Source organism: Bradyrhizobium sp. B120 (genome assembly GCF_049075665.1).
GTDB lineage: Bacteria > Pseudomonadota > Alphaproteobacteria > Rhizobiales > Xanthobacteraceae > Bradyrhizobium.
The window spans coordinates 3,332,622-3,359,003 of record NZ_CP185242.1; the positions used below are offsets into that span (position 1 = coordinate 3,332,622).

14 protein-coding genes are annotated in these 26,382 nt (G+C 64.8%); all 14 read left to right on the top strand.

The genetic code is table 11. The features are described 5' to 3' along the window. The first annotated feature begins 92 nt into the window (after positions 1 to 92). The 14 genes from ACOIX3_RS15135 to ACOIX3_RS15200 all read left to right on the top strand — a co-directional run bounded on the left by ACOIX3_RS15135 (position 93) and on the right by ACOIX3_RS15200 (position 26,226). Positions 93 to 1,343: a transporter substrate-binding domain-containing protein gene (locus tag ACOIX3_RS15135; protein WP_420970603.1), complete on the top strand. Its 1,251-nt coding sequence runs from the start codon at positions 93 to 95 to the stop codon at positions 1,341 to 1,343. 123 nt (positions 1,344 to 1,466) lie between these two features. Further along, the gene (gene urtB / locus ACOIX3_RS15140; RefSeq protein ID WP_420970604.1) at positions 1,467 to 2,336 is read left to right on the top strand and encodes an urea ABC transporter permease subunit UrtB; all 870 of its coding nucleotides are present in this window, start codon (positions 1,467 to 1,469) and stop codon (positions 2,334 to 2,336) included. A 16-nt stretch (positions 2,337 to 2,352) separates the two neighbouring features. Next, positions 2,353 to 3,492, top strand: a complete 1,140-nt coding sequence (gene urtC / locus ACOIX3_RS15145; protein ID WP_420970606.1) for an urea ABC transporter permease subunit UrtC — start codon at positions 2,353 to 2,355, stop codon at positions 3,490 to 3,492. Next, complete coding sequence (urtD, locus tag ACOIX3_RS15150; RefSeq protein ID WP_420970607.1) at positions 3,489 to 4,241, top strand: urea ABC transporter ATP-binding protein UrtD; 753 nt, start codon at positions 3,489 to 3,491, stop codon at positions 4,239 to 4,241. Before urtC ends, urtD begins: the two co-directional genes overlap by 4 nt. Beyond that, positions 4,234 to 4,926 (top strand): urea ABC transporter ATP-binding subunit UrtE, encoded by a 693-nt coding sequence (gene urtE, locus ACOIX3_RS15155; RefSeq protein WP_298367995.1) that lies wholly within the window; start codon positions 4,234 to 4,236, stop codon positions 4,924 to 4,926. The genes urtD and urtE overlap by 8 nt, the downstream gene beginning before the upstream one ends. Positions 4,927 to 4,958: 32 nt before the next feature. Continuing rightward, positions 4,959 to 5,996 carry an aliphatic amidase gene (locus ACOIX3_RS15160; RefSeq protein WP_092125395.1) on the top strand — a complete coding sequence of 346 codons (1,038 nt, stop codon included), beginning with the start codon at positions 4,959 to 4,961 and terminating at the stop codon, positions 5,994 to 5,996. Positions 5,997 to 6,076: 80 nt separating this feature from the next. Further along, positions 6,077 to 7,411 (top strand): purine-cytosine permease family protein, encoded by a 1,335-nt coding sequence (locus ACOIX3_RS15165; protein WP_420970608.1) that lies wholly within the window; start codon positions 6,077 to 6,079, stop codon positions 7,409 to 7,411. 34 nt (positions 7,412 to 7,445) lie between these two features. Next, positions 7,446 to 8,465: an alpha/beta fold hydrolase gene (locus tag ACOIX3_RS15170; RefSeq protein ID WP_420970609.1), complete on the top strand. Its 1,020-nt coding sequence runs from the start codon at positions 7,446 to 7,448 to the stop codon at positions 8,463 to 8,465. A 49-nt stretch (positions 8,466 to 8,514) separates the two neighbouring features. Next, positions 8,515 to 9,327 carry a CbbQ/NirQ/NorQ/GpvN family protein gene (locus ACOIX3_RS15175; RefSeq protein WP_420970610.1) on the top strand — a complete coding sequence of 271 codons (813 nt, stop codon included), beginning with the start codon at positions 8,515 to 8,517 and terminating at the stop codon, positions 9,325 to 9,327. A gap of 14 nt (positions 9,328 to 9,341) precedes the next feature. Then, positions 9,342 to 11,630, top strand: a complete 2,289-nt coding sequence (locus ACOIX3_RS15180) for a nitric oxide reductase activation protein NorD (protein ID WP_420970611.1) — start codon at positions 9,342 to 9,344, stop codon at positions 11,628 to 11,630. Between the two features lie 207 nt (positions 11,631 to 11,837). Continuing rightward, the gene (locus ACOIX3_RS15185; RefSeq protein WP_420970612.1) at positions 11,838 to 12,512 is read left to right on the top strand and encodes a TonB C-terminal domain-containing protein; all 675 of its coding nucleotides are present in this window, start codon (positions 11,838 to 11,840) and stop codon (positions 12,510 to 12,512) included. Between the two features lie 10 nt (positions 12,513 to 12,522). Then, a complete protein-coding gene (locus ACOIX3_RS15190) occupies positions 12,523 to 13,026 on the top strand; it encodes an RNA polymerase sigma factor (protein ID WP_420970614.1) in 504 nt (167 codons plus the stop codon). A gap of 94 nt (positions 13,027 to 13,120) precedes the next feature. Further along, positions 13,121 to 14,116 carry a FecR family protein gene (locus tag ACOIX3_RS15195; RefSeq protein WP_420970615.1) on the top strand — a complete coding sequence of 332 codons (996 nt, stop codon included), beginning with the start codon at positions 13,121 to 13,123 and terminating at the stop codon, positions 14,114 to 14,116. Between the two features lie 143 nt (positions 14,117 to 14,259). Beyond that, on the top strand, positions 14,260 to 26,226 hold the full coding sequence (locus tag ACOIX3_RS15200; protein WP_420970617.1) for a filamentous haemagglutinin family protein: 11,967 nt from the start codon (positions 14,260 to 14,262) through the stop codon (positions 26,224 to 26,226). The last annotated feature ends 156 nt before the right edge of the window (positions 26,227 to 26,382 follow it).

The window sequence follows — 26,382 nt, forward strand, 5'->3', positions numbered from 1 at the left end:
TCGACACAACCGGCAACAAAGCCCTCCCAATGCTCGCGTAAGCGCGCATCGGGAGGGCTTTTTGTTTTTTCAGTCCTGAAGGGAGCTTAAGGATGAGCATTTCACGGCGGACTTTGCTGAGGAATACCGTGGCGCTTGGCGCATTTGCCGGCGCCGGACTGCCGCATATCTGGATCAAGAACGCCGACCTCGCTTACGCCGCGGGCGGCGAGATCAAGGTCGGCGTGCTGTTCTCGCTGACGGGAACGACCGCGATCATCGAGGAATCGCTCAACAAGGCGACGCTGCTTGCGATCGAGGAGATCAACGCCGCCGGCGGCATCAAGGGCAGCAAGATCGTTCCGATCGTCGAGGATCCCGCGTCGGATCCGGCGACGTTCTCGGAGAAGGCCCGCAAGCTCGTCGTCGGCGACAAATGCGTCAGCGTGTTTGGCTCCTATACCTCGGCGAGCCGCAAGGCTGTGCTCCCGGTCTTCGAGCGGCAGAACAACCTCTATTGGTATCCGACGCTCTATGAGGGTCGCGAGTGCTCGAAGAACGTCATCTACACCGGCGCCGTGCCGAACCAGCAGCAGGACGAGTTCGTGCCCTGGCTGGTCAAGAAGTTCGGCAAGAAGTTCTATCTGATCGGCTCCAACTACATCTATCCGAAAGAAGAGAACAACTACTGCAAGAAGCTGCTCGAGAAGCTCGGCGGCGAGGTCGTGGCGGAAGAATATGTGCCGCTCGGCCATTCCGAATTCTCCTCCGTCATCAACAAGATCCGCTCGACGCAGCCGAACGTGATCTTCTCCACCGTGGTCGGCGATTCCGTGGTCGCACTGCATCGTCAGTACAAGGCGGCCGGCCTCGATCCCGAGAAGATGCCGATGGCGAGCCTGACGACCTCCGAAAACGAGGTCGCGGCGATGGGTGGAGAGGCCGCCGCCGGTCACTTCACCTCGGCGCCGTACTTCATGGTGCACAAGTCGCCTGAGAACGAGAAATTCGTCGAGGCCTACAAGAAGCGCTGGGGCGCCGACAAGGTGACGCATTTCGTCTCCGAGGCCTGCTACTTCCAGACCTATCTGTTCAAGCAGGCGGTCGAGAAGCTTGCGACCAGCGACCTCACGCCGCCGAACATCCGCGACGCGGTCAAGGGCCAGGAAGTGATCGCGCCGCAGGGCAAGGTCCGGATCGAGTCGGAGAATCTGCACACCTGGCTGTGGCCCAAGATCGCGCAGGCGAAGTCGAACGGCCAGTTCGAGATTCTGGTCGAGGCCAAGGATTGGCTGAAGCCGGTGCCTTACGCGGCCTATCCGGGACAGTCCTGCACCGAGAAGGGGCTGGTCGAGAAGAGCTGACGGGAGCTGACGACGGCCGTCGGCGTGCGGCGCCGGCGGCCGGCTTCCGGCAACGAAAGCGGCCTCTCGCACCCATGCGGAGGGCGCAGGGCGCCCAAACCAACATCGAAAGCGGATCCCGACGTGGACCAACTCATCGAACAAATCGTCACAGGCCTCAGCATCGGGTCGATCCTGCTGCTGGTGGCGCTGGGACTGTCCATCATCTACGGCTCGATGGGCATCATCAATCTCGCCCATGGCGAGTTCGTGATGCTCGGCGCTTACGCCGCCTGGGTGTTCCACACCTATCTCGGGCTCGGCCTGCTGGCGAGCCTGGTTCCGATCTTCCTGGTGGTTGCCGCGTTCGGCTGGGTCATCGAACGCTACGTCCTGAGCCTGCTCAACAACCGGCCGCTCGATACGATCCTCGCCACCTGGGGCGTCGGCATCATGCTGCAACAGGCGGTGCGGCTGATGGTCGGCAGCGAGTTGCGCTACGTGCAGCTGCCGCCGGCGCTGGCCGACAGCATGGACCTGTTCGGCATCCCGATATCGTCGTATCGGGTGTTCCTGTTCGTCGTGTCGATCGCGCTGTTCGGGGCGACCTGGTTGCTCATGAACCGCACCACGGTCGGGATGAAGCTGCGTGCCATCATCCAGGACCGTTCGGTCGCCGCCTCGTTCGGCATCAACGCCAAGCGTGTCTATGCGCTGACCTTCGCCTATGGCGCGGGACTTGCCGGACTTGCCGGCGCGCTGGTGTCGCCGCTCAAAAGCGTGTCGCCCGACATGGGCACCGGCTACGTGGTCGACGCCTTTATGGTGGTCGTGCTCGGCGGCGTGCAGAGCCTCGCCGGCACCGTGGCGAGCGCCTTCATCCTCGGTGAGCTCTCCGGCGGCATCGCCTTCCTGCAGAACGACACGGTGGCCAAGACGATCGTCCTGCTCGCCATCGTCGTGCTCATCCGTTTCCGCCCCGAGGGGCTTTTCACCGCACGCGTGCGGGCCTGAGACAGATCGCTCATATATGCCGTCGAATGCTCCCAACTCCAGCGGATTGCAGCGCCTGATCGCGCAACTTGCACCGTTGCTGATCGTTTCCGCGCTGGTGTTCGCGCTCCCGGTGCTGCTCAACAATGACTTCCTGCTCAACAAGGTCGCGCGCTATCTGGTGCTGGGCATCCTCACGATATCGCTCGGGCTGTCCTGGGGCTTCGGCGGCATCCTGAATCTCGGTCAGGCGATGAGCTTCGGGCTCGGCTCCTACGCGATGGCGATGGCGCTGAAGCTCAAGACCGTGCCGGTGCATACGGGGGCGAGCGGACTGCCGGACTTCATGGTCTGGAACAATGTCCAGCATTTGCCATGGTTCTGGGTGCCGTTCCGGTCGCTCAGCTTCGCCATCGCTGCAGGCCTGATCGTGCCGGCGCTGGTTGCGGCGGCGCTCGGCTGGTTCATGTTCCGGGGACGGGTCACCGGCGTTTACGTCTCGATCATCACGCTGGCCACCATGGTGGTGATCAATCTCGTGATCATCGACCAGCAGAGCTACACCGGCGGCTTCAACGGCATCACCGATCTCGCCCAGCTCGAGCTCTTCGGCGTCGCGTTCGATGCCTACGGCCGCGCGACCTACTACCTCGTCGCCGGATGTGTGCTGCTCAGTCTGCTGGTTGCCTTTGCCTTCACCAAGTCCCGAGCCGGCCTGATCGTGCAGGCGATCCGCGACCACGAGAGCCGGGTGCGCTACTTCGGCTACGATGTCGCGCTCTACCAGATCTTCGTGTTCGCGCTGTCGGCTGCGATCGCGGGCCTCGCCGGCATGCTCTACACGGTGGTGATGGAGTTTGCCTCGCCGACCTTCCTCGGCGTGCAGCTCTCGCTCTCGGTGGTGGTGTGGTGCGCGGTCGGCGGCAGGCAGAGCCTGGTCGGTGCGTTCCTCGGCGCGGTGCTGGTCGCGGGCATGCAGGGCGCGCTGTCGGAATCCGCGGCGTTCCTCGAAACCTGGACGCTGGTGATGGGCGCGCTGTTCGTGCTCGTGGTCCTTTTCCTGCCCAAAGGGCTTGCCGGTCTCGCGCAGGCCACCTGGCGCTGGGTTGCCCTGCGCAGACAGGCCGCCAGCGGCGCGGTTGCACGAGGTGTCAGCCAGACGGAGGGCAGCACATGAGCTCCCATCTCGATCTCCGCGACGTCTCGGTCAGCTTCAACGGTTTCAAGGCGCTCAATTCGCTCAACATGAGCGTGCGCAAGGGCGAGCTGCGCTGCCTGATCGGGCCGAACGGCGCAGGCAAGACCACGGCGCTGGACATCATCTGCGGCAAGGTCAAGCCGAGCGCCGGCACCGTCAGCTTTGACGGCACCGCGCTGCAGGAGCTCGAGGAATACGAGATCGCCCGCGCCGGCGTCGGCCGCAAGTTCCAGGTGCCGAGCGTATTCCGCGAGCTCTCGGTCAGCGACAATCTCGAAGTGGCGCGGGCGCGCCGCACCTCCGTGTTCGGCAATCTGCGCTGGAACATCGGCAATGCCCGGCGCGACGACATCGAACGTCTCGCCGAACTGGTCGGGCTCACCGAACAGCTCGACCGACCGGCCGCGTATCTGTCGCACGGCCAGACCCAGTGGCTGGAGATCGGCATGCTGGTCGCCCAGGACGCCGAGCTGATCCTGATGGACGAGCCGACCGCCGGTATGACGGCGCAGGAAACCCGCAAGACCGCCGAACTGTTCGTACGGCTGAAGGGCAAGCACACGCTGATCGTGGTCGAGCACGACATGGGCTTCGTCAAGGCGATCGGCGACATCATCTCGGTGATGCATATGGGCCAGATGCTGGCCGAGGGCACCGCAGCGGAGGTGGAGGCGCATCCGGAAGTGCGCCGCGCCTATCTCGGATCGGGAGGCATCAGCCATGCTTGAGCTGACCGACGTCGACGCGTTCTATGGCAACAGCCGCGCCCTGCAGGGCATCAACCTGATGGTCGGCAACGGCGAATTCCTGTCGGTGCTGGGCCGCAACGGCGTCGGCAAGACCACGCTGATGCGCAGCATCCTCGGCCTGATGGACCGGTGCACCGGACGGCTGTCGCTCGACGGCGCCGACATCTCGCCGTTGCGGACCTATCAGCGCGCCAAGGCCGGCATCGCCTATGTGCCGCAGGGCCGCGGCATCCTGCCGCGCTTCACGGTGCGGGAGAATTTGACGCTCGGGACCTTCGCGGCGAAATCGGCCAACGGCATCGAGGAGTGGGTGCTCGAGCTGTTTCCGGTGCTCAAGGATTTTCTCAACCGCTACGGCGGCAATCTCTCCGGCGGTCAGCAACAGCAGCTTGCGATCGCACGCGCGCTGCTTGCCCAGCCCAAGGTCATCCTGCTGGACGAGCCGACCGAGGGCATCCAGCCGAACATCGTCGAGCAGATCGAGGACGTGATCGTCAAGCTCAATCGCGAGCGCGGCATCACGGTCGTGCTGGTCGAACAGAATGTCGCGTTCGCGCGGCGCGCGTCTCACCGCTTCGCGTTACTCGAAAAGGGACGCGTCGTCGCCAAGGGCGCGATCGGTGAGCTCACCGATGATCTCATCCAGCTGCACATGGCCGTGTAGCGGGAATTATCGTTCAGAAAGGGAGTCGAGACATGTTGCATGGAGATATATCGAGCAGCAAGGACACGGTCGGCGTCGCCGTGGTCAACTACAAGATGCCGCGTCTGCACACCAAGGCCGAGGTGCTGGATAACGCGCGCAACATCGCCAAGATGGTCGAGGGCATGAAGCTCGGTCTACCGGGCATGGATCTCGTGATCTTCCCGGAATACTCGACCCACGGCATCATGTACGACTCCAAGGAGATGTACGAGACCGCTTCGTCAGTGCCGGGCGAGGAAACCCGCATCTTCGCCGACGCCTGCCGCAAGGCGAAGGTTTGGGGCGTGTTCTCGCTGACCGGCGAGCGCCATGAGGAGCACCCCAACAAGGCGCCGTACAACACGCTGATCCTGATGAACGACAAGGGCGAGATCGTCCAGAAGTATCGCAAGATCATGCCGTGGGTGCCGATCGAGGGCTGGTACCCCGGCGATTGCACCTATGTCTCGGAAGGGCCGAAGGGCCTGAAGATCAGCCTGATCATCTGCGATGACGGAAACTATCCGGAGATCTGGCGTGACTGCGCGATGCGCGGCGCCGAGTTGATCGTCCGCTGCCAGGGCTACATGTATCCGGCCAAGGAGCAGCAGATCCAGATCTCGAAATCGATGGCCTGGGCCAACAACTGCTACGTCGCGGTCGCCAACGCCTCCGGCTTCGACGGCGTCTATTCCTACTTCGGCCACTCCGCGCTCATCGGCTTCGACGGCCGGACGCTCGGCGAATGCGGCACCGAGGAGAACGGCATCCAGTACGCCCAGCTCTCAGTGTCACTGATCCGCGATGCCCGCCGTAACATGCAGTCGCAGAACCATCTCTTCAAGCTGATGCACCGCGGTTATACCGGCCTGATCAACTCCGGAGAGGGCGATCGCGGCCACGCGGTCTGTCCGTACACCTTCTACAAGAACTGGATCACGGACCCCGAAGGTACGCGCGAGATGGTTGAAGCCATGACGCGTCCGACCGTCGGGACCGACGAGTGTCCGATCGAGGGCATTCCGAATCAGAAAGTCGCACATCGTTGATTGGAAAGCCGAGCTGTGCCGGCGCGATCATTCGCGCCGGCGCGGTTCTGAAACTGTTGCAGCGGGAAACGGGGGTTACCATGAGCAGCGAAGCGAATAGCGGACTGGTGCATCAGACCGAGGGGCAGATCGACGAGCTTCTCGGTCACGAATTCGAGCACGAGCCGGTGCCGATCAGCGCCCGGCGCAGCGCCTTCTCGGTCACCATGGTGTGGCTGGGCTTTCCGATGATCATCACCGGCGCAATGACGGGATCGTTGCTGGTGCTGGGGATGGGCTTCAAGAATGCCTTGGTGGCCATGATCATCGGCAATCTGATCATGTTCGCCTATGTGGGCGCGCTCGGCCTGATCGGCACCAGGCGCGGCATGAACTTCGCGCTGATCGCGAGCATTGTGTTCGGAAAGAAGGGTTATGTGCTGGCGTCGGGCCTGCTGTCGACCTTGCTGCTCGGCTGGTACGCGGTACAGACCGGCATCACCGGCGCATTGATCTCCTCGACCTACGGCCTCAATTATGTGGCGATGACCATCGTCGCGGGCGTGCTCTATATCGGAATCACCTTCGTTGGCGTGAAGGGGTTGCACTATATCGGGCTGGCGTCGGTGCCGCTCTTTGTCGTCCTCGGCCTCTGGGTCGCGGCCGATGCTGCCTCGACCACGACGGCAGCGGCGATCTTCGGCTATGCCGGCAATAATGGCGTCGCCAGCATGTCGATGGGCGTCGGCCTCACGGTGGTGCTTGCGCTGTTCATCGACGCCGGCACGGTGACTGCGGACTTCAACCGCTGGGCGCCGAGTCCAGGGGCGTCCTTGTTTGCCACGTTCAGCGCGTTTCCGTTCGCCAATCTGGTGGCGATGCTGGTCGGCGGCGTGATGACGGCTGCGCTTGCTGTACCGAACGCCAACCCGTTCGGTGTCGACAACATGTTCGGCTACATGAACGGCAAGCAGCTCACCTGGCTCAGCATCCTCGCCTTCGTCTTCCTCTACGCCAATCTCGGCTCGGTCTGCTCGCACTGCCTTTACAATGCAGCCACCGGCTGGTCCCGTATCCTCGGCACCAACATGCGGCTGATGGCCGTGATACTCGGCGCCATCGGCATCGTGGTTGCCGCGGGCAACGTCTGGGCGTTCTTCATCCAGTGGCTGTCGCTGCTCGGCATCCTCGTGCCGCCGATCGGCGCGATCATTCTGGTCGATCAGTATCTGTTACGCACTGGGTCGCGTGCGGACGTCGACTGGCGCGCCAAGCCGTTCATCGCCTGGGGCATCGGGTCGCTATGCGCCTTTGCAGTTGAAAATCTGATGCCGTGGCTGTCCACTGCGATATCAGCCGCGCTGGTCGCCGGCATCGTGTACGGGGCGATCGCGCGGGTGGAATCTTCCACCGAAAAGGTGGCGCGTCCCGCATAAGCGACAAGCTCGATCAAGCAAAAAGGATACATCAATGAGCGTCGACTATCAGATCTATGATCTCGGCAATCTGACCTTGCAGCGCGGCGCGACCCTCCGCGACTGCAAGCTCGCCTACAAGACGTTTGGCCAGCTCAACGCGGCCAAGGACAACGTGATCGTCTATCCGACCTGGTACTCCGGCCAGCACTACGACAATGAGTGGCTGATCGGACCGGGCATGGCGCTCGATCCGGCGAAGTACTTTATCATCATTCCCAATATGCTGGGCAACGGCCTGTCGTCGTCGCCGAGCAACACGCCGGAGCCGTATAACGGGCCGCGTTTTCCGCAGGTGACGGCCTATGACAATGTCCGCGCGCAGCACCGGCTGGTGACCGAGAAATTCGGCATCAAGCACATCCGTCTGGTCGTCGGCTGGTCGATGGGCGCGTTGCAGACGTTCCATTGGGGCGCGCTCTATCCCGATATGATGGATCTGCTGGCGCCGTTCTGCGGCTCGGCCAAATGCTCGCGCCACAACTACGTGTTCCTCGAAGGCGTGAAAGCCGCACTGACCGCGGATGCGGCGTGGAAGGAGGGCTGGTACACCGACAAGCCGGCCCGCGGCCTGCGCGCTGCCGCGCGGGTCTATGCCGGCTGGGGCTTTTCGCAGGCCTTCTACCGCGAGCAGCTCGACATTAAGACGATGGGCTATTCCTCGCTGGAAGATTTCCTGGTGGCATTCTGGGAAGGTTTCTTCCTGCCGAAGGACCCGAACAATTTGCTCACCATGCTGTGGACCTGGCAGAATGGCGATATCAGCGCTAACGAGATCTACAACGGCGATTTCAAGGCTGCGCTGAAGGCGATCAAGGCCAAGGCCTATGTCATGCCGGGGCAGACCGATCTCTACTTCCCGCCTGAGGACAGCGAGAACGAGGTCGCGAACATGCCGAACGCCAAGTTCGTGCCGGTGCCGTCGATCTGGGGCCACTTCGCGGGCGGGCCGGGGACCAATCCGGTCGATGTCGCCTTCATCGATACCAAGCTCAAGGAACTGCTCGCATCGTGAGTTCAATCGGTTGCGAACGGCTGCCTGCGCGATCATGGGAGGCGTGAGCTTGTCCAATCCCGCTTTGCTGCTCGACCAGTACCGCATCCGCCAGGAGCCGTATTACCGGCCGCTCAAGGATGAGGTCGAACTGTTCGGTGCAGCCTATGCGAACCGCATGCCGGTGATGCTGAAAGGCCCCACCGGCTGCGGCAAGACCCGCTTCATCGAATACATGGCCTGGCGGCTCGGCCGCCCGCTCATCACGGTCGCCTGTCACGAGGACATGACGGCGGCGGATCTGGTGGGACGCTGGCTGCTCGATGCGGAGGGTACGGTGTGGAGCGATGGGCCGCTGACGACGGCCGTGCGTCTCGGCGCGATCTGCTACCTCGACGAGATCGTCGAGGCACGTCAGGACACCACGGTCGTGATCCATCCCCTGACCGACGATCGGCGTGTGCTGCCGCTGGAAAAGCGTGGCGAGCTAATCCACGCGCATTCCGATTTCCAGCTCGTGATCTCCTACAATCCGGGCTACCAGAGCGCGATCAAGGACCTCAAGGAATCCACCAAGCAGCGCTTTGCGGCGCTGGATTTCGGGTATCCCGACCGGCCGGTCGAAACCGAGGTGGTGTCGCGCGAGGCCGGCATCGAACCCAATCTCGCCGATCTCCTGGTGAGGATCGCCCAGCACAGCCGCAATTTGAAGGGCCAGGGTCTCGACGAAGGCGCTTCGACCCGGATGCTGGTCAATGCCGGCCGCTTGATCGGATGCGGCATCAGCCTCGAAAAGGCGTGCGAGACCACGATCGTCGTTCCCCTGACCGATGATGCGGACACCAGGAACACGTTGCGTGACGTGATTTCGGCCTCTGCGTAGACGGAAGCTCGGCGGTGGCGGTCGCGCAAATCAGTTCGCTCGATGGCTTCCGGTCCGGGCGCCGGCTTGCGGCGCTCCTGCGCGGCCACGATGAGATTGCCGTGGCGGTGCAGGCGGCGCGGGTCGCCTTGCACCGGATGGGGGCGTTCGATCGTCTGGCGGCCTGGGACGAGGCGGTGCACGACCTGTTCGAGGCCAACCTCGGCCAGGCGGTGGTTCTGGGCTTCCTAAGACTATCGGAGCAATGGCAGGCGCTGCGATCGGCCGATGATCTGATCGCGATCGGACGCGCCGCAGGCGATATCGGCCGCAGCGCCGGAAGCCGCGCTGCCCATGCCTTGCTGATAGAATTGTCCAAAGTGCTGCCGCGGCTTGCGGGCGCTGGAGAACTCGCCGCCGTGCTTGCCGCGCTTGGCCAACTCGCAGATGCAGGCCCGGAATCGGTGGGCCTTGCGATCGGCCGGCTGGAGCCGCTGCTCGCGCATGCGGGTGCCGACGATTTTTCCGCCTGGGTTTCGGCCGGCTTGCGCGCAAGCGGCGGCCGCGCATCGCGCCGGCGCGCCTATTTCGCGCTCGACGATCCGCTCTCGCTGCGGCTGTTCGCGGTCGGCAGGACCGGCGATGATTTTGCACGGCTGGAGAAGCGCCTCGCCGCAACCACGCTTGCCCTATGGAACAGGAAGCCGCGTTTCCGCAAGCTTGCCGTTGCGCCGACGCCGGTGCCGCGGCGTGCCTCGCTCGCTGCCGGCATCATCGGGCTCCCTGAGACCTTTCCCGGTTTCGCGGGCGACGGGGCGGACAGCATCTATCTCGCCGCGGTCGCGCATGCCGGCGCGCATCTCGTGCACTCCACCGTCTGCTTTCCGATGGGACGGCTGAAGGCGCTGCAGGTTGCGCTGGTCTCGCTGATCGAGGATGCCAGAGTCGAGACGCTGGCGCTTCGCGAGATGCCCGGGCTGCGCCGGCTGTGGTTGCCGTTTCACAGTGCAACGCCAACAAGCCAGGCAACTGCCGCCGGACTGATGATGCGGTTGGCGCGGGCGCTGATCGATCCGGACTATCAGGATCCGGATGCGTGGGTGACCAAGGGGCGGACGCTGTTTGCCGAAGCCGCCGACCGTTGGATTGATCCTGCCATCAGCCGCGAGATCGGCGGGCTGCTCGGCAACGACATCGGGCAGATGCGGTTGCAGTTCAACGCCAGGAGTTACGTCGTCGAGCCGGCCTATCGCGATGACAATCTGGCGCTGTGGGATTTTGGCGATCAGCCGGACAGCCCGGCCGAGACGATCGAACTTGCGGTCGATTCCGTACGAATCGAGCGCCGCGACGACCCCGATGGGCAGTCCACCGACAACGACGCAAAGCCCGACGAGACACTGCGCGCGAAGGCCGCAGCGGTGACCCTGCTGGACGGATTTCCGGTCGCAACCTACCCGGAATGGGACTATGCGACGCGCACCGAGCGGGCGGACTGGACCACGATCCTGGAGGCTGATGCCGCGGTTTCGGCGCAGCCGTTCGACCCTTCGACGGATACCGAGGCGATGCGCTGGATCACCGAGTTGACCCGCGACGCTTCGATCGGCCGCCGTATCAGACACAAGGGCCAGCGCGACGGTGACGCGCTCGACATCGACGCGGCGATCGCGCTGACGATCGAGCGCCGCGCCGGCAGCATCAGCGAGCCGAGGGTCTACCAGCGCGATGCGCCGGGACCGCGTGATCTCGCCGTTTTGCTGCTGCTCGATCTGTCGCAATCGACCGCCGACCGCGATCGTCGCGGCCGGACGGTGCTCGACGTCGAGCGCAAGGCCGCCGCGATCATGGCGACGGCGGTCGAGGCCGCCAATGACGCGATCGCGGTGCACGGCTTCAGCTCCGACGGCCGCGAGCGCGTGCGCTATCTCCGCATCAAGGGCTTCGAGGAGCCGATGGACGCCGTCGTGCGTTCGCGTCTCGCGGGCCTTGGCAGCAGCCATTCCACCCGGCTCGGTGCCGCGTTGCGCCACGCCGGGGGCTACCTCGCGGGGCGACGTGCGTTCCGCAAGGTGTTGCTGGTCCTGACCGACGGCGAGCCGTCCGACGTCGACGTGCCCGATCCGCAATATCTGGTCGAGGACGCGCGCCGTGCCGCTCAGCAGCTGCGGCGGCGCGGCACCGATATTTTTGCCTTCGGCATCGGTGAGGACAGATTTCCCCAGCTCGATCGCATTTTCGGCGAGCGCCATGCGCTCCGCGTGCCGCGTATCGAGGTTTTGCCGCAACGGGTGATGCAGCTTTATGCGGAACTGAAGAAATAGGCTGCCGCCGCCGCGAGCGGGCTCGGATCCCATTCCATGAGCCTACGCACCGCTGTCACACTTCGACGCTAACGTTGCAGATTGGACACAGTCGCCCGCCCCGGGGAAACAATCGACGCGGATACGATGAGCATTGGATATCTTTCGAGGGGCTTGGCAGGGCGCCCCTCAGACGCTCGTCGATTGTGCGTTTTGATCTGCCTCTGCATGCTGGGCGCGTGCAGCAATGTCGCGATGGGGCAGGAGAGTCCGAGCGCTGCTGGGCCGCGCCTCACCTTCGATATTCCGGCGCAACCCCTGACATCCGCACTGGAAAGTTATGGCGCCACGTCGCGGCGTGAGGTGCTCTACGATGCGCGGCTTGCGACTGGCCGACTCTCAGGCGAGGTGAGGGGCATCTTCGCGCCTTCTGAAGCCCTGCAGATATTGCTCGATGGCACCGGCCTTGTCGGCCGCCTGACGTCGGAGAACGCAGTGGTGATCGTGCCCTCGTCTCCGGCCGCGGGGCAGCCGACGACGCCCGACGTCGATGCGCGAAAAGGTGACCCAGTCATTCGCGCCCGTTACTATGCCGTGGTGCAGGAGCGCGTTCGCGACGCTTTCTGCAGGGATACTTTGCTGCGGCCCGGCCGCTATCGGATCGCCGTGCAGTTCTGGATCGCGCCAACGGGATCCGTGCAACAGACCAGGCTTCTGAGCAAGACGGGCGATGAGCGTGTCGACAGTGCGATCGAGACGACGCTTCGCGGATTGAGAATGAACGAGGTGCCGCCGCCCGGCATCTCGCAACCCCTCACGATGGTCGTTGCGGCGCGTCCGTCGGAACGGACGCAGGACTGCGCCGGGATCGACGCAATTCGGACCAGCGGTGGGGTGAATTGAGCGTGCCGGAATGAGCGACGCAACCCGGACAATGCTGCGCAGCTTCCTGGCTGCCCGTTACGACGATCTCAAGCTGCGGCTAAGCCGCCGTCTCGGATCGGCGGAGCTTGCCGGCGATGCGTTGCAGGACACCTATGTGCGTCTCGGGCGGGCCGAGGTGGCGGGGTCGGTGCAAAGCCCGGCAGCCTATCTGTTCCGCATGGCCTTTAACGTCGCAATCGACCGACAGCGGGCCGAGAAACGGCGTCTGGCCCGCAATGAGGTTCAGGATCTGCTTCATATTGTGGACGACGCGCCCGGGCCGGGCCAAATCACGGAGGCTCGCTTCGAGATCGAGGCCCTGGAGAAGGCGATCGCAGAACTGACACCGCGCCGCCGGGTCATCCTGCTGGCCGCGCGGCTTCAGGGAATGCCGCAGCTGGAAATCGCCAGCCGGCTGGGGGTCTCGTTGCGCCTGGTTGAGAAGGAACTCCGCCTCGCTCAGGAACACTGCGCGCTGAAACTGGGAAAATAGTTGTGCGGTTGATGGCTATCGCGAACGTCAAGTGGATAGGCGGACAGTTCGGCCGCGGCGGCTGCCATTTGCGCGCGCGGCGAGGCAAGTCCGCATGACGTACGAAGGCGGCAAATCGACGATAGGGCTCGGCGCGATGGAGCGGGAGGCACATGCCTGGGTGAGGCGCTTGACGTCCGGAGACGCGACAATCGAGGACGCCGAGGCGTTCCAGCTGTGGCGCCAGCAGAGCGCTGCCCATGCGACGGCTTTTGCGAAGGCAAGCAAGCTTTGGGAAACGGTTGGCAACGCCGGCCATAACCTCCGGTATGACCCCGCGTCGCTGGGCGTGTTGCTTGACCGCGAAGCAAAGCGCGTGATGACCCGCAGGCTGGTGCTCGGCGGCGGGCTTGCAACCGCCGCCGCCGCCGTCGGAGCGGTGACGCTGCGGCCCCCGCTCGAGCTCTGGCCGTCATGGTCCGAGCTTGCGGCCGACTACCGGACCGGTACGGGAGAGCAGCGCAAGCTCGCATTGAACGACAATGTGTCGATCAACCTCGACACGCGAACCAGCATCGCGCTACGCCCAGACCATGGCGACACGAGCCGCATCGAGCTGATCACGGGACAGGCATCGATCGCGACGGCCCAGCAGCAGTCCCGACCGGTGACAGTGATCGCGTCCAGCGGTCAAACGGTGGCAACGCAAGCCTCGTTCGACGTGCGCTACCTCGGAGCCGAGGTGCGCGTCACCTGTCTCGGCGGCGAAGTTCGCGTCGAGCATCAGGGAAACGCCCGTACCGTTCGTGAAAGGCAGCAGATCGCCTATGACGAGAGGCGCATCAGCGACATCGTCGCGATCGATCCGGCCGTCGAGGCGGCCTGGCAAGAGGGATTGCTGATCTTCCGTTACACGCCCCTGCCCAAGGTCGTGGAGGAGGTGAACCGGTACCGGTCGGGCCGGATCTTCGTCGTCAACGCCGAGCTGAACGCCCATCTGATCAACGGCCGCTTCCATATCGATCGGATCGACGAGGTTCTCCTGCAGCTCGAACAAGCCTTTGGCGTGAAAGCCAAAACGCTTCCCGGCGGCATTGTGCTGCTCAGCTGAGGAGGCTCGAGCGGCTTGCAAAAAATTTCGCATCCGGCGTGCGGGTCGGCCCATTCGGGATCGTCACAGCCGCAAGGGTCTCGGTGCTGGCGCTGAGACGCGAAATCTTCGGCTGTCGTCGCCCGGCGCAAGAAAGCGATTCCATGGTTCCCCGCCTCTCCAGGTCTCTCACGCGCGCGACGGTTCGCACCGCATTGTTCGGCAGCGTCAGCGTCGTGGCACTTCTCGCCAACACGCCGGTGGTCGCGCGCCCGTTTGGATCGAGCTGGACGGTGTCGCCGTCAGCCGCGGCGATGGCAGCGTCGCAGTCGGCAGCGCAGGACGCGGCAGCAGCCGCCAAGCAAGGCCAGGATGCGATGGCGCGGGCCACGCGCGCCATCCAGGCGATTCAGGGCCTGCAGAACGCAGCGCGCGCCGCGGCGCAGACCTCGCAGCGTTCGGTGACGCTGCCGCAGGTCGCCGTGCCCAACGGACTTGCGACCGGCGGCCTGCAGGTAGCGCCGGGATGGCAGGGCGCGAATACGCCGACGCAGGCGATCGATGCCGCCGGCCAGACCCAGGTCGGCATCGCGCAGACCAGGGCGCAGGCGATCCTCAACTGGAATTCATTCAACGTCGGCGCGCGCACCACGCTGACCTTCGACCAGCAAGGCAATGCGAACTGGGTGGCGCTCAACCGCGTCGTCGGGAGCACGGCGCCGAGCCAGATTCTCGGCAACATCAAGGCGGACGGCTCGGTCTATGTGATCAACCAGAACGGCATCATCTTCGGCGGCGCGAGCCAGGTGAATGTCGGTTCGCTGATCGCCTCGACCGCCAATATCACCGACACCCAGTTCCTGCGCAACGGCATCCACTCGCAGCAGGCGAGTGGCCAATACGTGCCGAGCTTCACCGATGCCCGCGGCGCGGTGAGGGTCGAGGCCGGCGCGCTGATCTCGACCAACGCACCGTCCTCGGTGACGCAGGGGGGCGGCTTCGTGCTGCTGATGGGAACCGAGGTCAGCAATGCCGGCTCGATCAGCGCGCCGCGAGGCCAGGTGCAGCTCGCAGCCGGCAACGACTTTCTGCTGCGGCCGGGTTACAGCACGGATGCCAACCAGGCCTCGACCACACGCGGCAACGAAATCTCGCCGATCGTGCGCGATGCGATCGCGGCGGTCGGCAATTCCGGCCTGATCTTCGCCCAGCAAGGCGACATCACGCTTGCGGGCCGCAGCATCACCCAGGACGGGGTGCTGGTCGCCACGACCTCGGTTAACACCCGCGGCACGATCCATCTCCTGAACGCAGCGTCCGATGCCTCGGGCAGCATCACGCTCGCCAGTGGCAGCCTGACCGCGATCCTGCCCGAGCTCGACAGCAGCGACACCGCGCTCGACAGCCAACGCAGCCAGCTGGTCGCCGATTCCAAGGCCTTCACCCACGCCCCGGTCGCCAACGCCCAGTTCGACAATCTTTCCCAGCTCGCCGACCGGCTCGACCAGGGACGTATCGAGATCGTCAGCGGCGGTACTGTAAATTTCAAGGACGGCTCGACCACGCAGGCGCAAGGCGGCCAGGTGGCGGTCAGCGCCGGCCGCCGCGTCTTCGCCGAGAGCGGATCGATCGTCGACGTCTCGGGCGTGCGCGGCGTGCTGCTGCCGATGTCGACCAATAACCTCCTGATCAACGTGCAAGGCAATGAGCTGCGCGACTCGCCCGTCAATCGTGACCAGGGCTATCTGAAGAACGCGGACGTCTGGATCGACGCGCGCGATCTGGTGCTGGTGCCGGCCGGCACCGGCGGCTATGCGACCGACCGCTACTATACACCGGGTGGCCTGCTCGAGGTCTCGGGATATCTCGCCAATACCGCCCACCGGATCGGCGAATGGGCCGCGGTCGGCGGCACCGTCACGCTGGCGGCGCAGGAAGTCGTCGCGCAGAGGGGGGCGGTGTTCGACGTCTCCGGCGGCTCGATCAGCTATCAGGGTGGCTACATCCGCACCACCAATTTCCTTGGCGCGGACGGCCGTCTCTACAGCGTCAACCAGGCACGCGCCGATATGCAGTTCTACGGCTTCGGCGCGGGTTTCATTCGCGAGCACAAGCTCGGTGGCAAGGTTGCGCCGAATCTGACCGAGGTCTGGACCAGCCCGTTCGGCAAGGGCCGCGTGACCACGCGCTGGGAGGACGGCTACACCATCGGCCGTGACGCCGGCTCTCTCGTCCTGTCGACGCCGACGGCAGTGTTCGAAGCTGATATCGTCGCTGATGTCGTTACCGGCTCACGCCAGACGACGGCGCGGCCGGACGGCACCACCGACGGCTACAAGCTGTCCCAGAATGTCGCGCCGCTCCAGGGCAAGCTCGCGCTCGGTGGCTATTCGGGGCTTGGTCTCACCGATGCATCCGCGGCGCGGGTCGTGTTCGGCCGAACCCCGGAGATCACCGCTGGGCTGAACGTCGCGTCGATCCTGCCCGACGATCGCGTTGGGACTGCATTGTTCAATTCCGACGCGCTCAATGCCGCGAGGCTTGGCGGTCTCAACGTTGCGAGCAGCAAGGACATCCTCGTCGAGGCGCCGCTCGAGCTTGCTCCTGGTGCGCAAGTGACCTTCGCGGCGCCGCATGTCGAACTCGGCGCCAATGTCACGGCGCATGGTGGCAGCGTGATGCTGACCAACCTCATGCATGCCGTGCTCGGCCAGGGCCAGAACGAGCAATGGTGGGCGCTGCGCGACGCCGACGGAAAGTCGCAGGTGACGGTCGGCGAGAACGTCACCGTCGATCTCAGCGGATTGTGGAGCAACGCGCTGACCGGAGCCGACGTATCCGGTCAGGCGCATGTCGATGGCGGCAACTTCACCGTCTCGACGACCGGCGGCGTCACGCTCGCGAACGCGTCGCTGATCGATGCGTCCTCGGGTGGCGCCATCCTGGTGACCGGCAAGACGAAAGGCGGCAAGGGCGGCAATGTCAGCCTCGTGGCCAATGACTATTCGCATCTGGCCTGGACGCAGTTCTTCACCAACCCGCTCATCCTCGACGGCACGATCCGCGCCTATGGCTTCACCGGCGGCGGAACACTGACGCTCAACGCGGGCCAGCAGATCGTGATCGGCAAGGCCGTGGCCGATGCGCTGCTGCTCGATCCCGCGCTCTTCCAGTCCGGTTTCACCGCCTACAACATCAGCAGCAACACCGGCATCGCGATCGGCGAGGGCACGCGCGTGGACGCCGCGGTGCCGGTCTATCGCTTCACGCAAGGCAGCTTCTCCGCGCCCAGCGGGAGCCTCGTTGCCGATGCTGCCGAGCTGTGGACGCCACCGCGCTTTGCCGTCAATTCGTTCACCCATAGCACCACGCAGCGCGCTGGCGCCGATGTGACGTTCTGGAGTCTGCATGATTTCACGCTGGCCAAGGGCGCGTCCATCAACGTCGATCCCGGGCGTTCGGTCTCGATCTTCGCCAACCGCCAGACGGTGATCGACGGTGCGATCACGGCACCGGCCGGCAATATCCTGATCACGAGCCTGCAGGATGCGCCCGGCGACACCCGCTACAATCTGGGCTACGGCGAGTTCGGCCTGACGCGTTCGTTCTGGATCGGCGATGACGCGGTGCTGGATGTCTCGGCACGCGACGCCGTCGGGCGTGACGATCGCGGGGTCTCCTATTCTGCCGTGCCGGACGGCGGTACGATCCGGATCGGCGGCACCGGCGCACTGGACCCCAAATATCCCGTCGTCAGCGATGCCTTCGTGATCGTTCGCCCGGGTGCGTTGATCGACGCGTCGGGCACCTCGGCGGTGGTCGATGTCCAAAGCGGCAACAGCTATGTCCCGACGCCTGCCGCGAGCGATGGCGGGACGATCTCGCTCTATTCCAGCTTCGGCATGGCGCTCGACGGCACCTTGCGCGCGGCGTCAGGCGGCAGCGGCGCGTCCGGCGGCGCGCTGAACCTGACCATGTCATGGCGCGGCTATATCGTCGGCCAGCCCGACTCCAGCTCGCCCTATGCCAGCAGCGAACTACCGCCGGAATTCCAGAGGTCGCGCGATATCACGCTCGTGCAGAACGCTACGGGCAGTGGCTTGAGCGCCAGTCTGTCGCCCGGCCAGGCCGATCCGGCGCTGCAATTCGGACGGACGGTGATTGGCGTCAACCAGGTCGAGAAGGGCGGCTTCGGCTCGCTCGCGCTCTTTACCCGCGATCTTCTCATCTTCGACGGCAATGTGGATCTCAGCCTGTCGCGTAGCCTTCGGCTGTCGAGCGGCGTCATCGCATCGGCGCCGGAGACGCCAAACAGCACGATCCGTCTGTCGGCGCCCTATGTCCGGCTTGATGGCGTCTACAACAGCGAAGATGCACAGACCGCGGTCGGCTATTCGCCCGGGATCAACAATCTTCGCGTCCGGAATCCGGCGGTGGGCGGAAGTTTCACGGTCGCAGGCGACCTGATCGATGTGTACGGGCCGGTCCAGTTCGGAGCCACCGGCGATCAGGGCAGCGGAGCCGTGGACCTCGGATCCGGTCGGCCGATCAGCCTGCCATTCGACGCTCGCGGTTTTCATCAGGTCGCTCTGCACAGCAGCGGCGACATCCGGTTCGGCACCGGCGGGCTCGATGTCGAGAATCTCGCACTGACCGCGGACCAGATCTATCCGTTGAGCGGCGCGGTCGCCGTCATCAAGGTTGGGCTTCGTCCGAGCGGGACTTTTTCCGCCTATGATCCCGACGCGGATCTCATCATTCGGCGCAACGACGACGCAACCCCGGCGGTCCCTGCGTCGGTGTTCGGCGATCTGGTTTTAATTGCAGCCAATATCGATCAGGGCGGCGTTATACGCGCGCCGCTGGGGCGCATCTGGTTCAATAATTATACTGGAATCGTTGTCAACAACGCGCCGTCCAATGCGCGCGTCACCTTCCGCAGCGGCAGCATCACCTCAGCGAGTGCGGCAGGCCTGGTCATTCCTTTTGGCGGGACCTCGGACGGGATCGCCTATCAGGGCGCGGACGGCACGCTGCGCAATCTGGCGGCCGTGTCTTATGACGACCACGCGAGCAACGTCTTGATTGCAGCCGGTATCTCGATCAACGCCGCATCGGTCGTCGGCGAGGCCGGAGCCGTGCTCGATCTCACCGGCGGCGGCACACTCGCCGGCGCGGGCTTCATCTCCGGTCGTGGCGGCTCGGTCGATGTGCTGAAGACCGCGCTCGTCAATGCCAATCCGGTCAACAGCTACAGCAGCGCCGGCAACAAGGTCTATGCGATCGTACCGGGTTCCGCGGTGGACTACGCGCCGGTGATCGCAACAATTGGCGCCGGCGATCCCGTGATCGGCCAGCAGATCACGCTTCCCTCCGGCGTGCCGGGAGTGCCGGCGGGCACCTACACGCTGCTGCCTTCAGGCTATGCGCTGGTGCCCGGTGGCTATCGCGTCGAGCTCGGCGCGACCGGAACGACCGTGATGCCTCCCGTGGCTGCCGGCAATGGTTCCGTCGTCACGTCGGGCTTTCTCGGCATCGCCAATACCGGAATCAAGGATACGCTGCCGACGCGGGTCATCCTGTCCTCCGGCCAGACCACGCGGCTTTATTCGCAATACAACGAGACCAGCTATGCCGATTTTGAGCGCGCGCAGGCGGCCACATTCGGCGGCTTCCGGCCTCGTTTGCCGGAGGACGGCAAGGTGCTTGAAATCAGTCTTCTGCCGCCGGTCGACGGCGGCAGCTCGCTGTCCTTCGCCGGCACCGCATTGTTCGATGGCGCCAAAGGCGGCATTGACGGCACGCTGATCATCAAGCCGTCGCTCTCGCCGTTGGGCGCTGCCGTGCTCGACATCGCGGCACCGGGGGCTGTGCCGATCGCCGGGCACACGACGGTTTCGAGCGACGACATCAATGCCTTCAAGGCACCGACGCTCATGCTGGGCGGCACGAGTACTTTCTTTTCGGAAGGTCCCGGAGACGGCGCCAAGATCTATTTCAGCGGGGTCACAACCGAAGCCGTTAACCTGCTCGATGGCGCCAGCATCCGCGCGGGCCAGGTGTTCCTGGTCGGCAAGGCCGTCAACATAGCGGGTGGCGCGACCATCGATACACGTGGGCTGAACAACAACGCCGTCGATTCGACGCTCGGTTATGTCTATTCCAACATCGCGCCGTATTCGACGGCCACGCCCGATGGCAGTCCGGCCGTGCTCGCGGTCGCCAATGGCTGGTTCCAGTTCCTGAATGCGGTTGGACCGGGCAAGATCAACATCGCGAGCGGCGCCTCGCTGCTCACCGATGGCAGCATCGTGCTGGCCGGGCCGGGCGGGCTCACCATGGGCGACGTCAATTTCGCCGCGCGCTATCTCAATGTAACGCAGGAGCAGGTCAATGTCGGCACTGAGGCCGCGCTTGCTGCCGCGCAGGCCGCAGGCCAACTGCCATCGGGATGGAACCTGACCCAGGCGGTGCTCGACAAGCTACTGCGGCCGTCGACCAGCGCGGGCAGCCCCGCGCTCGAGCAACTCGTCATCACTGCGAGTGGCTCTTTCAATCTGATCGGCAACGTCGACCTGGATGCCACGCGCCAGGGCGGCTCCTCCTCCGATCCGCTCAAACTCGTTCTCAATACGCCGGCCGTCTACGGTCTTGGCTCGAGCAGCGAGACCGCGAGCATCACCGCTGATACGTTGATCTGGAATGGCATCCGCAGCGGCAGCGGCTCGACGTCCAGCCCCTACGGCAGCCAGGCGCCCGCAGCCGTCCTGCCGGGCGGGCCCGGCACGGGATCGGGGCATCTCGCCATCACGGCCAACGAGATCCTGTTCGGCTACGACGCTGCGCACAGCAGGCCGACCGACGGCGCAACGTTGAACCGTCTCATCCTCGGCTTTTCGGACGTCACGCTGACGGCGGCGAAACGCGTCACTTCGAACAGCGATGGCACGCTGAAGGTGGGACTCAGCCAGGACAATAACGGCGCGCTGCAGGGCGGCGCGCTGACCATCGCGACCCCGCTGATCACGGCGAGCGGCGGGGCCAAGCTCGACGTCAGCGCGGGCGCAGCCTTGCGTCTGGTCGCTCCGGCGGGGAGCGCGCCGGCGAATACGCGCGGCGTGACGGATCTCGGCGGCACGCTCTCTTTCACCGGCGACAGCGTGTTCGTCGACACCGCGTTCGCGTTACCCTCCGGCAAGCTAACGCTGAATGCGACGCACGACGTCGTGCTTGGCGGAAGCGCGACGCTCGACCTGTCGGGCCGCGGCATCGCCTTCTTCGACGTCACCAAGTTCAGTTGGGGCGGCGATCTCATCCTGAGTTCCACGAGCGGCAATATCGTCCAGAACGCCGGCTCGGTGATCGATGTCTCGGCGGTCAACAATGCGGCGGGCTCGATCTCGGCCAAGGCGATCGACGCCGCGCATGGGCAGGTCGCGTTCGACGGCACGCTCAAGGGATCGTCGACGGGTGATTACGACAGTGGCCAGTTCACGGTCGCGGCGCAGAATTTCGGTGATTTTGCCGCCTTGAATGCCAAGCTGAATGATGTCGGTTTCTTCGGCGCCCGCAGCTTCGATCTCCGCCAGGGCAGCCTTGTCATTGGCGATGGTGTCAAGGCGCGCTATGTGGCGGTCTCGGTCGATCAGGGCAGTCTCACGGTCGCGGGGCGGATCGACGCGAGCGGGGCGAAGCCCGGCACCATCCGCCTGTCCGCCCACGACGATCTCAGACTCACCTCGAATGCCGTGCTCGATGTCCATGGCAATGTGCTGCAGATCGACTCCTACGGCGCGCCGATCGAGGCCAATAACACGGCGCATGTCGAGCTCACCGCCACACACGGCACCATAACGCTGGCCGCAGGCGCGACCATCGACATGGGCTCGCCGGACGGCGTGGCGCGCGGCAAACTCGAGCTCAACGCGCCGCGCCACGGCGGCACCGGCGGGGACGGCGCCGGCGCCAACGATATCGCGATCGATGCGCGCGGCTCGCTCAACATCCGCGGCGCGAGCAGTATCGCGTTGAACGGCTTCCGCACCTACGACCTGCCAGGCGGCAGCATCATCGATCAGGCCTATCTCGACGGCCTGCACGGCGACAGCACGGCGTTCATCAATGCGGCGCTGCAGAACAGCGATCTGCAGAGCCGTCTCGCCGGTCTCACTGCCTACGGCTCGGCCTTCCACCTGCGGCCCGGCGTAGCGATAACGTCAGACGGCGATCTCTCGACCAAAGGCGATCTGGATTTCTCCGGCTATCGCTACGGGCCGAATGCCAATCCGGCCGTGCGGGGCTCGGGCGAGCCCGGCGCGCTCGTCGTCCGCGCCGCCAACGATCTCAAGATCAACGGCAGCATCAATGACGGCTTTGCGCCGCCGCCGGCGTCACCCGATGCCGTGACCGTGCTCGTCTCCGGCACCTTGTCGGACGTCTACACGGTCAGGACGAACGGGGTCGTGCTCGGCAGCGGCTCGACGATTTCGAGCGATGGCTCCATCAACATGGAGCTTAACCTCGTCGGCGGAAGTGTCGGGCAAAGCCCGGACGCCGCAAATCCGCTTCCCGTCGCGATCAAATTGGCGGAGGACTTCACGGTGAGGGGACCCCCCACGCCAGCAAGGAAGGTGAATGGCGGGCGTATCATCACGCCGGACCAGATTTACAACCCGGGTGATACGATTCCCGTTGGAACGGTGTTTCCGGCCGGCACTGTTTTCGAAAAAGGTCTCTATTTCACCGGAAGAGTTTTCATCAATGCATTCATCAGTCTGGTGCTTGAGCCTGTTAAGCTGCCGCCGGGGACCAGCCTTACCCTCTTTGGAGGTTACACGTTCACGGCCGATACGCCGCTTCCCAAGGGCACGGTGCTGCCGGCGGGCATGACGAACGTCAATCTGCTCGGACCGGGCGATCGCCAGATCTGGGCGACTTCGTCGATGCTCGATCCGGGAACGCAGTCCTGGTCGATGCGGCTCGTCGGCGGCGCCGATCTCGCCAGCGCCGACAGCCGCGCGCTGCAGACGGTCAGTGCGCTCGCCGGTTCGGGCAACGTGGTGTTGAACGATCCGTTCAGCGTCACGATCAACAAGCCGTCCTCACCGGGCGTCAGCGTCGTCCGCACCGGCACTGGTAATCTCGAAATTCTCGCCGGCGGCGACTACGACCAGCAATCGCCGTTCGGGGTCTATACCGCAGGCACCGCGATCAGGACGACCGGCACGGCGGAGAATGATCCCTACAATGTCGACCGGGGCACTTTGGCCGACGGCACGGTGCTGGGATCGGCCAATGCCGGCTATGAAGCGACCCTCGGCTCGCAGCGAATGTACTACCCCGAACATGGCGGCGATTTCCTGCTGGTGGCGCAAGGAGACTTGAACGGCACGCTGACGAAGGGAGCAACCCAGATCGGGTCCTGGCTGTGGCGCCAGGGCGGCTCGGAGATTGGTCAGCGGACCGCCTGGGGCGTCAACTTCGGCAGCTATACGCTCGATCAAGTCCGTGACCCGAGCATCTTGTCTTTGGGACTATCGGCGTTCTCAGGCCTCGGCACTCTCGGCGGCGGCAACGTCACGTTGCAGGCCGGCGGCACGATCGGCGACGTGGGCCGGGGTCTGGTCATTGCCGTCGGCGGCAGCGGTCGCGTGATGGTCGATGGCTCCCTGGTGCAGACCGGCGGCGGCACAATGTCGGTGAGGGCCGGCTCTGTCGGCACCGGCGGCAATCAGTTCGTCAATCTGCGCGGGGCGATGGATGTCGCGACAGGGGATTTCGGCAGCCTCGTCGCAACCAACGACCGCAATGCCAGTGGGGTGGATCCGCGGCCGATCAACCCGCTGACCTCCTATTCGATGACCAAGCTCGCCGGCGGAGATTTCGCTCCGGGCGACAGCGTGATCAACATTCGTGCGCGCGGGGACCTGGCCGCGGGAACCATCCTTGATCCGGGCCGTGTCGGCCTCACCAACCTGACGGCAGCCGACAACGGCAACGCGGCCGGCCGGGGCGCGAGCTGGTTCACGCTGTGGACGGGGGGGACCGCGGTCAACGAGTTCGCGGCGGGCGGTTCGCTTGCACCGGGAAGCGCTTCGCCGTATTTCCGCTTCCTGCCTTCGATCATGCGCGCGGTCGCCGCCAACGGCAGCATCTACAATCCAGCCGACGGGACGCTGCTGCCGTCGGAGGACGGCGTGCTGGAGGTACTCGCGCAAGGATCGATCTTTGGCGACACGATCCTGATGGGTCCGTCAATGGCGCCGCCGTCGACGCTCGCTACGCCGTTCCGGCCCGGTTGGGCGATCCTGAACGGTCCAATTGGACTGACCGTCGCGGCTTCCAATTATTGGGGTGGCAATGCCGTGAGCGACGGTGGCAGCTCACTGGCCGTGTACGCCTACGATGCCGGCGGGTATCCCTTCGTCTTTGATGCAAACACGGTCAAGGACAGGGCGCTGTCGTACGACGGCAATCTGTCACGCATCTATGCCGTGAGTGGCGACATCTCCGCAATCACCTATGGGCAGATCGCTACGGTGCGCCAGACGATTGGCGGCATCGACGTTAGCAATACCTACTATCAGGCAGGCGGACCGCTGCGGATGCTCGCGGGCGGTGACATCGTCAACACCAAGGGCTTCATCCTCCACAACGATCCCAACGATGTGTCGACCATTGCGGCTGGCGGCAGCGTCATTTACGCCGGCTGGCCCGGGGTCGACTTCGCCGCGAACAGGGGCTGGGCGATCGCCGGACCGGGCACCTTCGAAATCACAGCGGCGAAGAACATCTACCAGGGATCGATCGCGACGGTCGAAAGCATCGGAGCACTGGTCGCCGGCGACAGCCGACCGGGCGCAAGTGTCGTGATGCAGGCCGGTGTCGGAGCGGGTGAAGTCGGTGTCGGACAGGTCGACTGGACCGGCTTTGCCAGGCTCTATCTCGATCCGGACAGTCTCGCAGCCGCCGGTCCGCTCGCCGACCAGCACGGCAAGGTGGCGAAGACCTACGGGGACGAGCTCTATGCCTGGCTGACGGAGCGCTTCGGCTATAGCGGGGCGAAGGCCGATGCGCTCGGCTACTTCCTCGCGCTGCCGGGCGAGCAGCAGCGCATCTTCCTGCGGCAGGTCTACTATGCCGAGCTGACCGCGGGCGGGCGCGAATACAACGAGGTCGGCGGCCTGCGCGCGGGCTCCTATCTGCGCGGGCGGGAGGCGGTCGCGGCGCTGTTCCCGAACCAGTCCGCCTATCGCGGCGACATCACGATCTTCACTGCGGCAACCGGCACGCCCGGCGCGGCGAACTTCGCGATCACGAGCGGCTTTGTACACACCGATTTCGGCGGCGACATCCAGTTCCTGACGCCGGGCGGCGGCGTCACGATCGGCACCGAAGGGTTGCTGCCGGGCGCCGATGCCGGCCTCATCACGCAAGGCGCGGGCAACATCCAGATCTATTCGCAGAACAGCGTACTGATGGGCCTGTCGCGCATCATGACCACGTTCGGCGGCAATATCGTGATCTGGTCGGCGGAGGGCGACATCAATGCCGGTCGCGGCGCCAAGACGACGGTGATCTATACGCCGCCCAAGCGCGCCTACGACAACTACGGAAACGTCACGATATCGCCGGTGGTGCCGTCCAGCGGTGCCGGCATCGCAACGTTGCAGCCGATCCCGGAGGTGGCGCGCGGAACCGTCGATCTGATTGCGCCGCTCGGCACCGTCGATGCGGGCGAAGCCGGAATCCGCGCGTCGAGCTTCGTCAACATCGCCGCCTTGCATATCGTCAACGCCGCCAACATTCAGGCCCAGGGTGGCGTCATCGGCGTGCCGCAGGTGCAGGCGCCCAACATGGGTGCCCTGAGCGAGGCCTCGAACACGGCGGGCGCCGCTGCCAAGCAGGCGGCCGTGCCGCCGCCGCAGACGAACGAGCAGCCTTCCGTCATCATCGTCGAAGTGCTCGGCTATGGTGGGGGCGACGGCAGCGATGAACCAAAACGGCGCGGCAACGACAAGCAAAGCCAATACGACCCGAACAGCGCCTTTCAATTGATCGGCGACGGCCAATTGACCGCGGAGCAGATGAAGAAGCTGACGCCGGACGAGCGCCGACAGGTCGCGAACTAACGGCAGCCCGCGTGGCGCGCGGGTGATGACACCGCGTAGTGTGACGCCTTCAATCGAGAACCATCCTCTTCGTCGTCCCTGCGAAAGCAGGGACCCATAACCACAAATGCTAATTGTCGGGCGATGCTGGAACGACAGGTCCCTTCAACAAGGTCC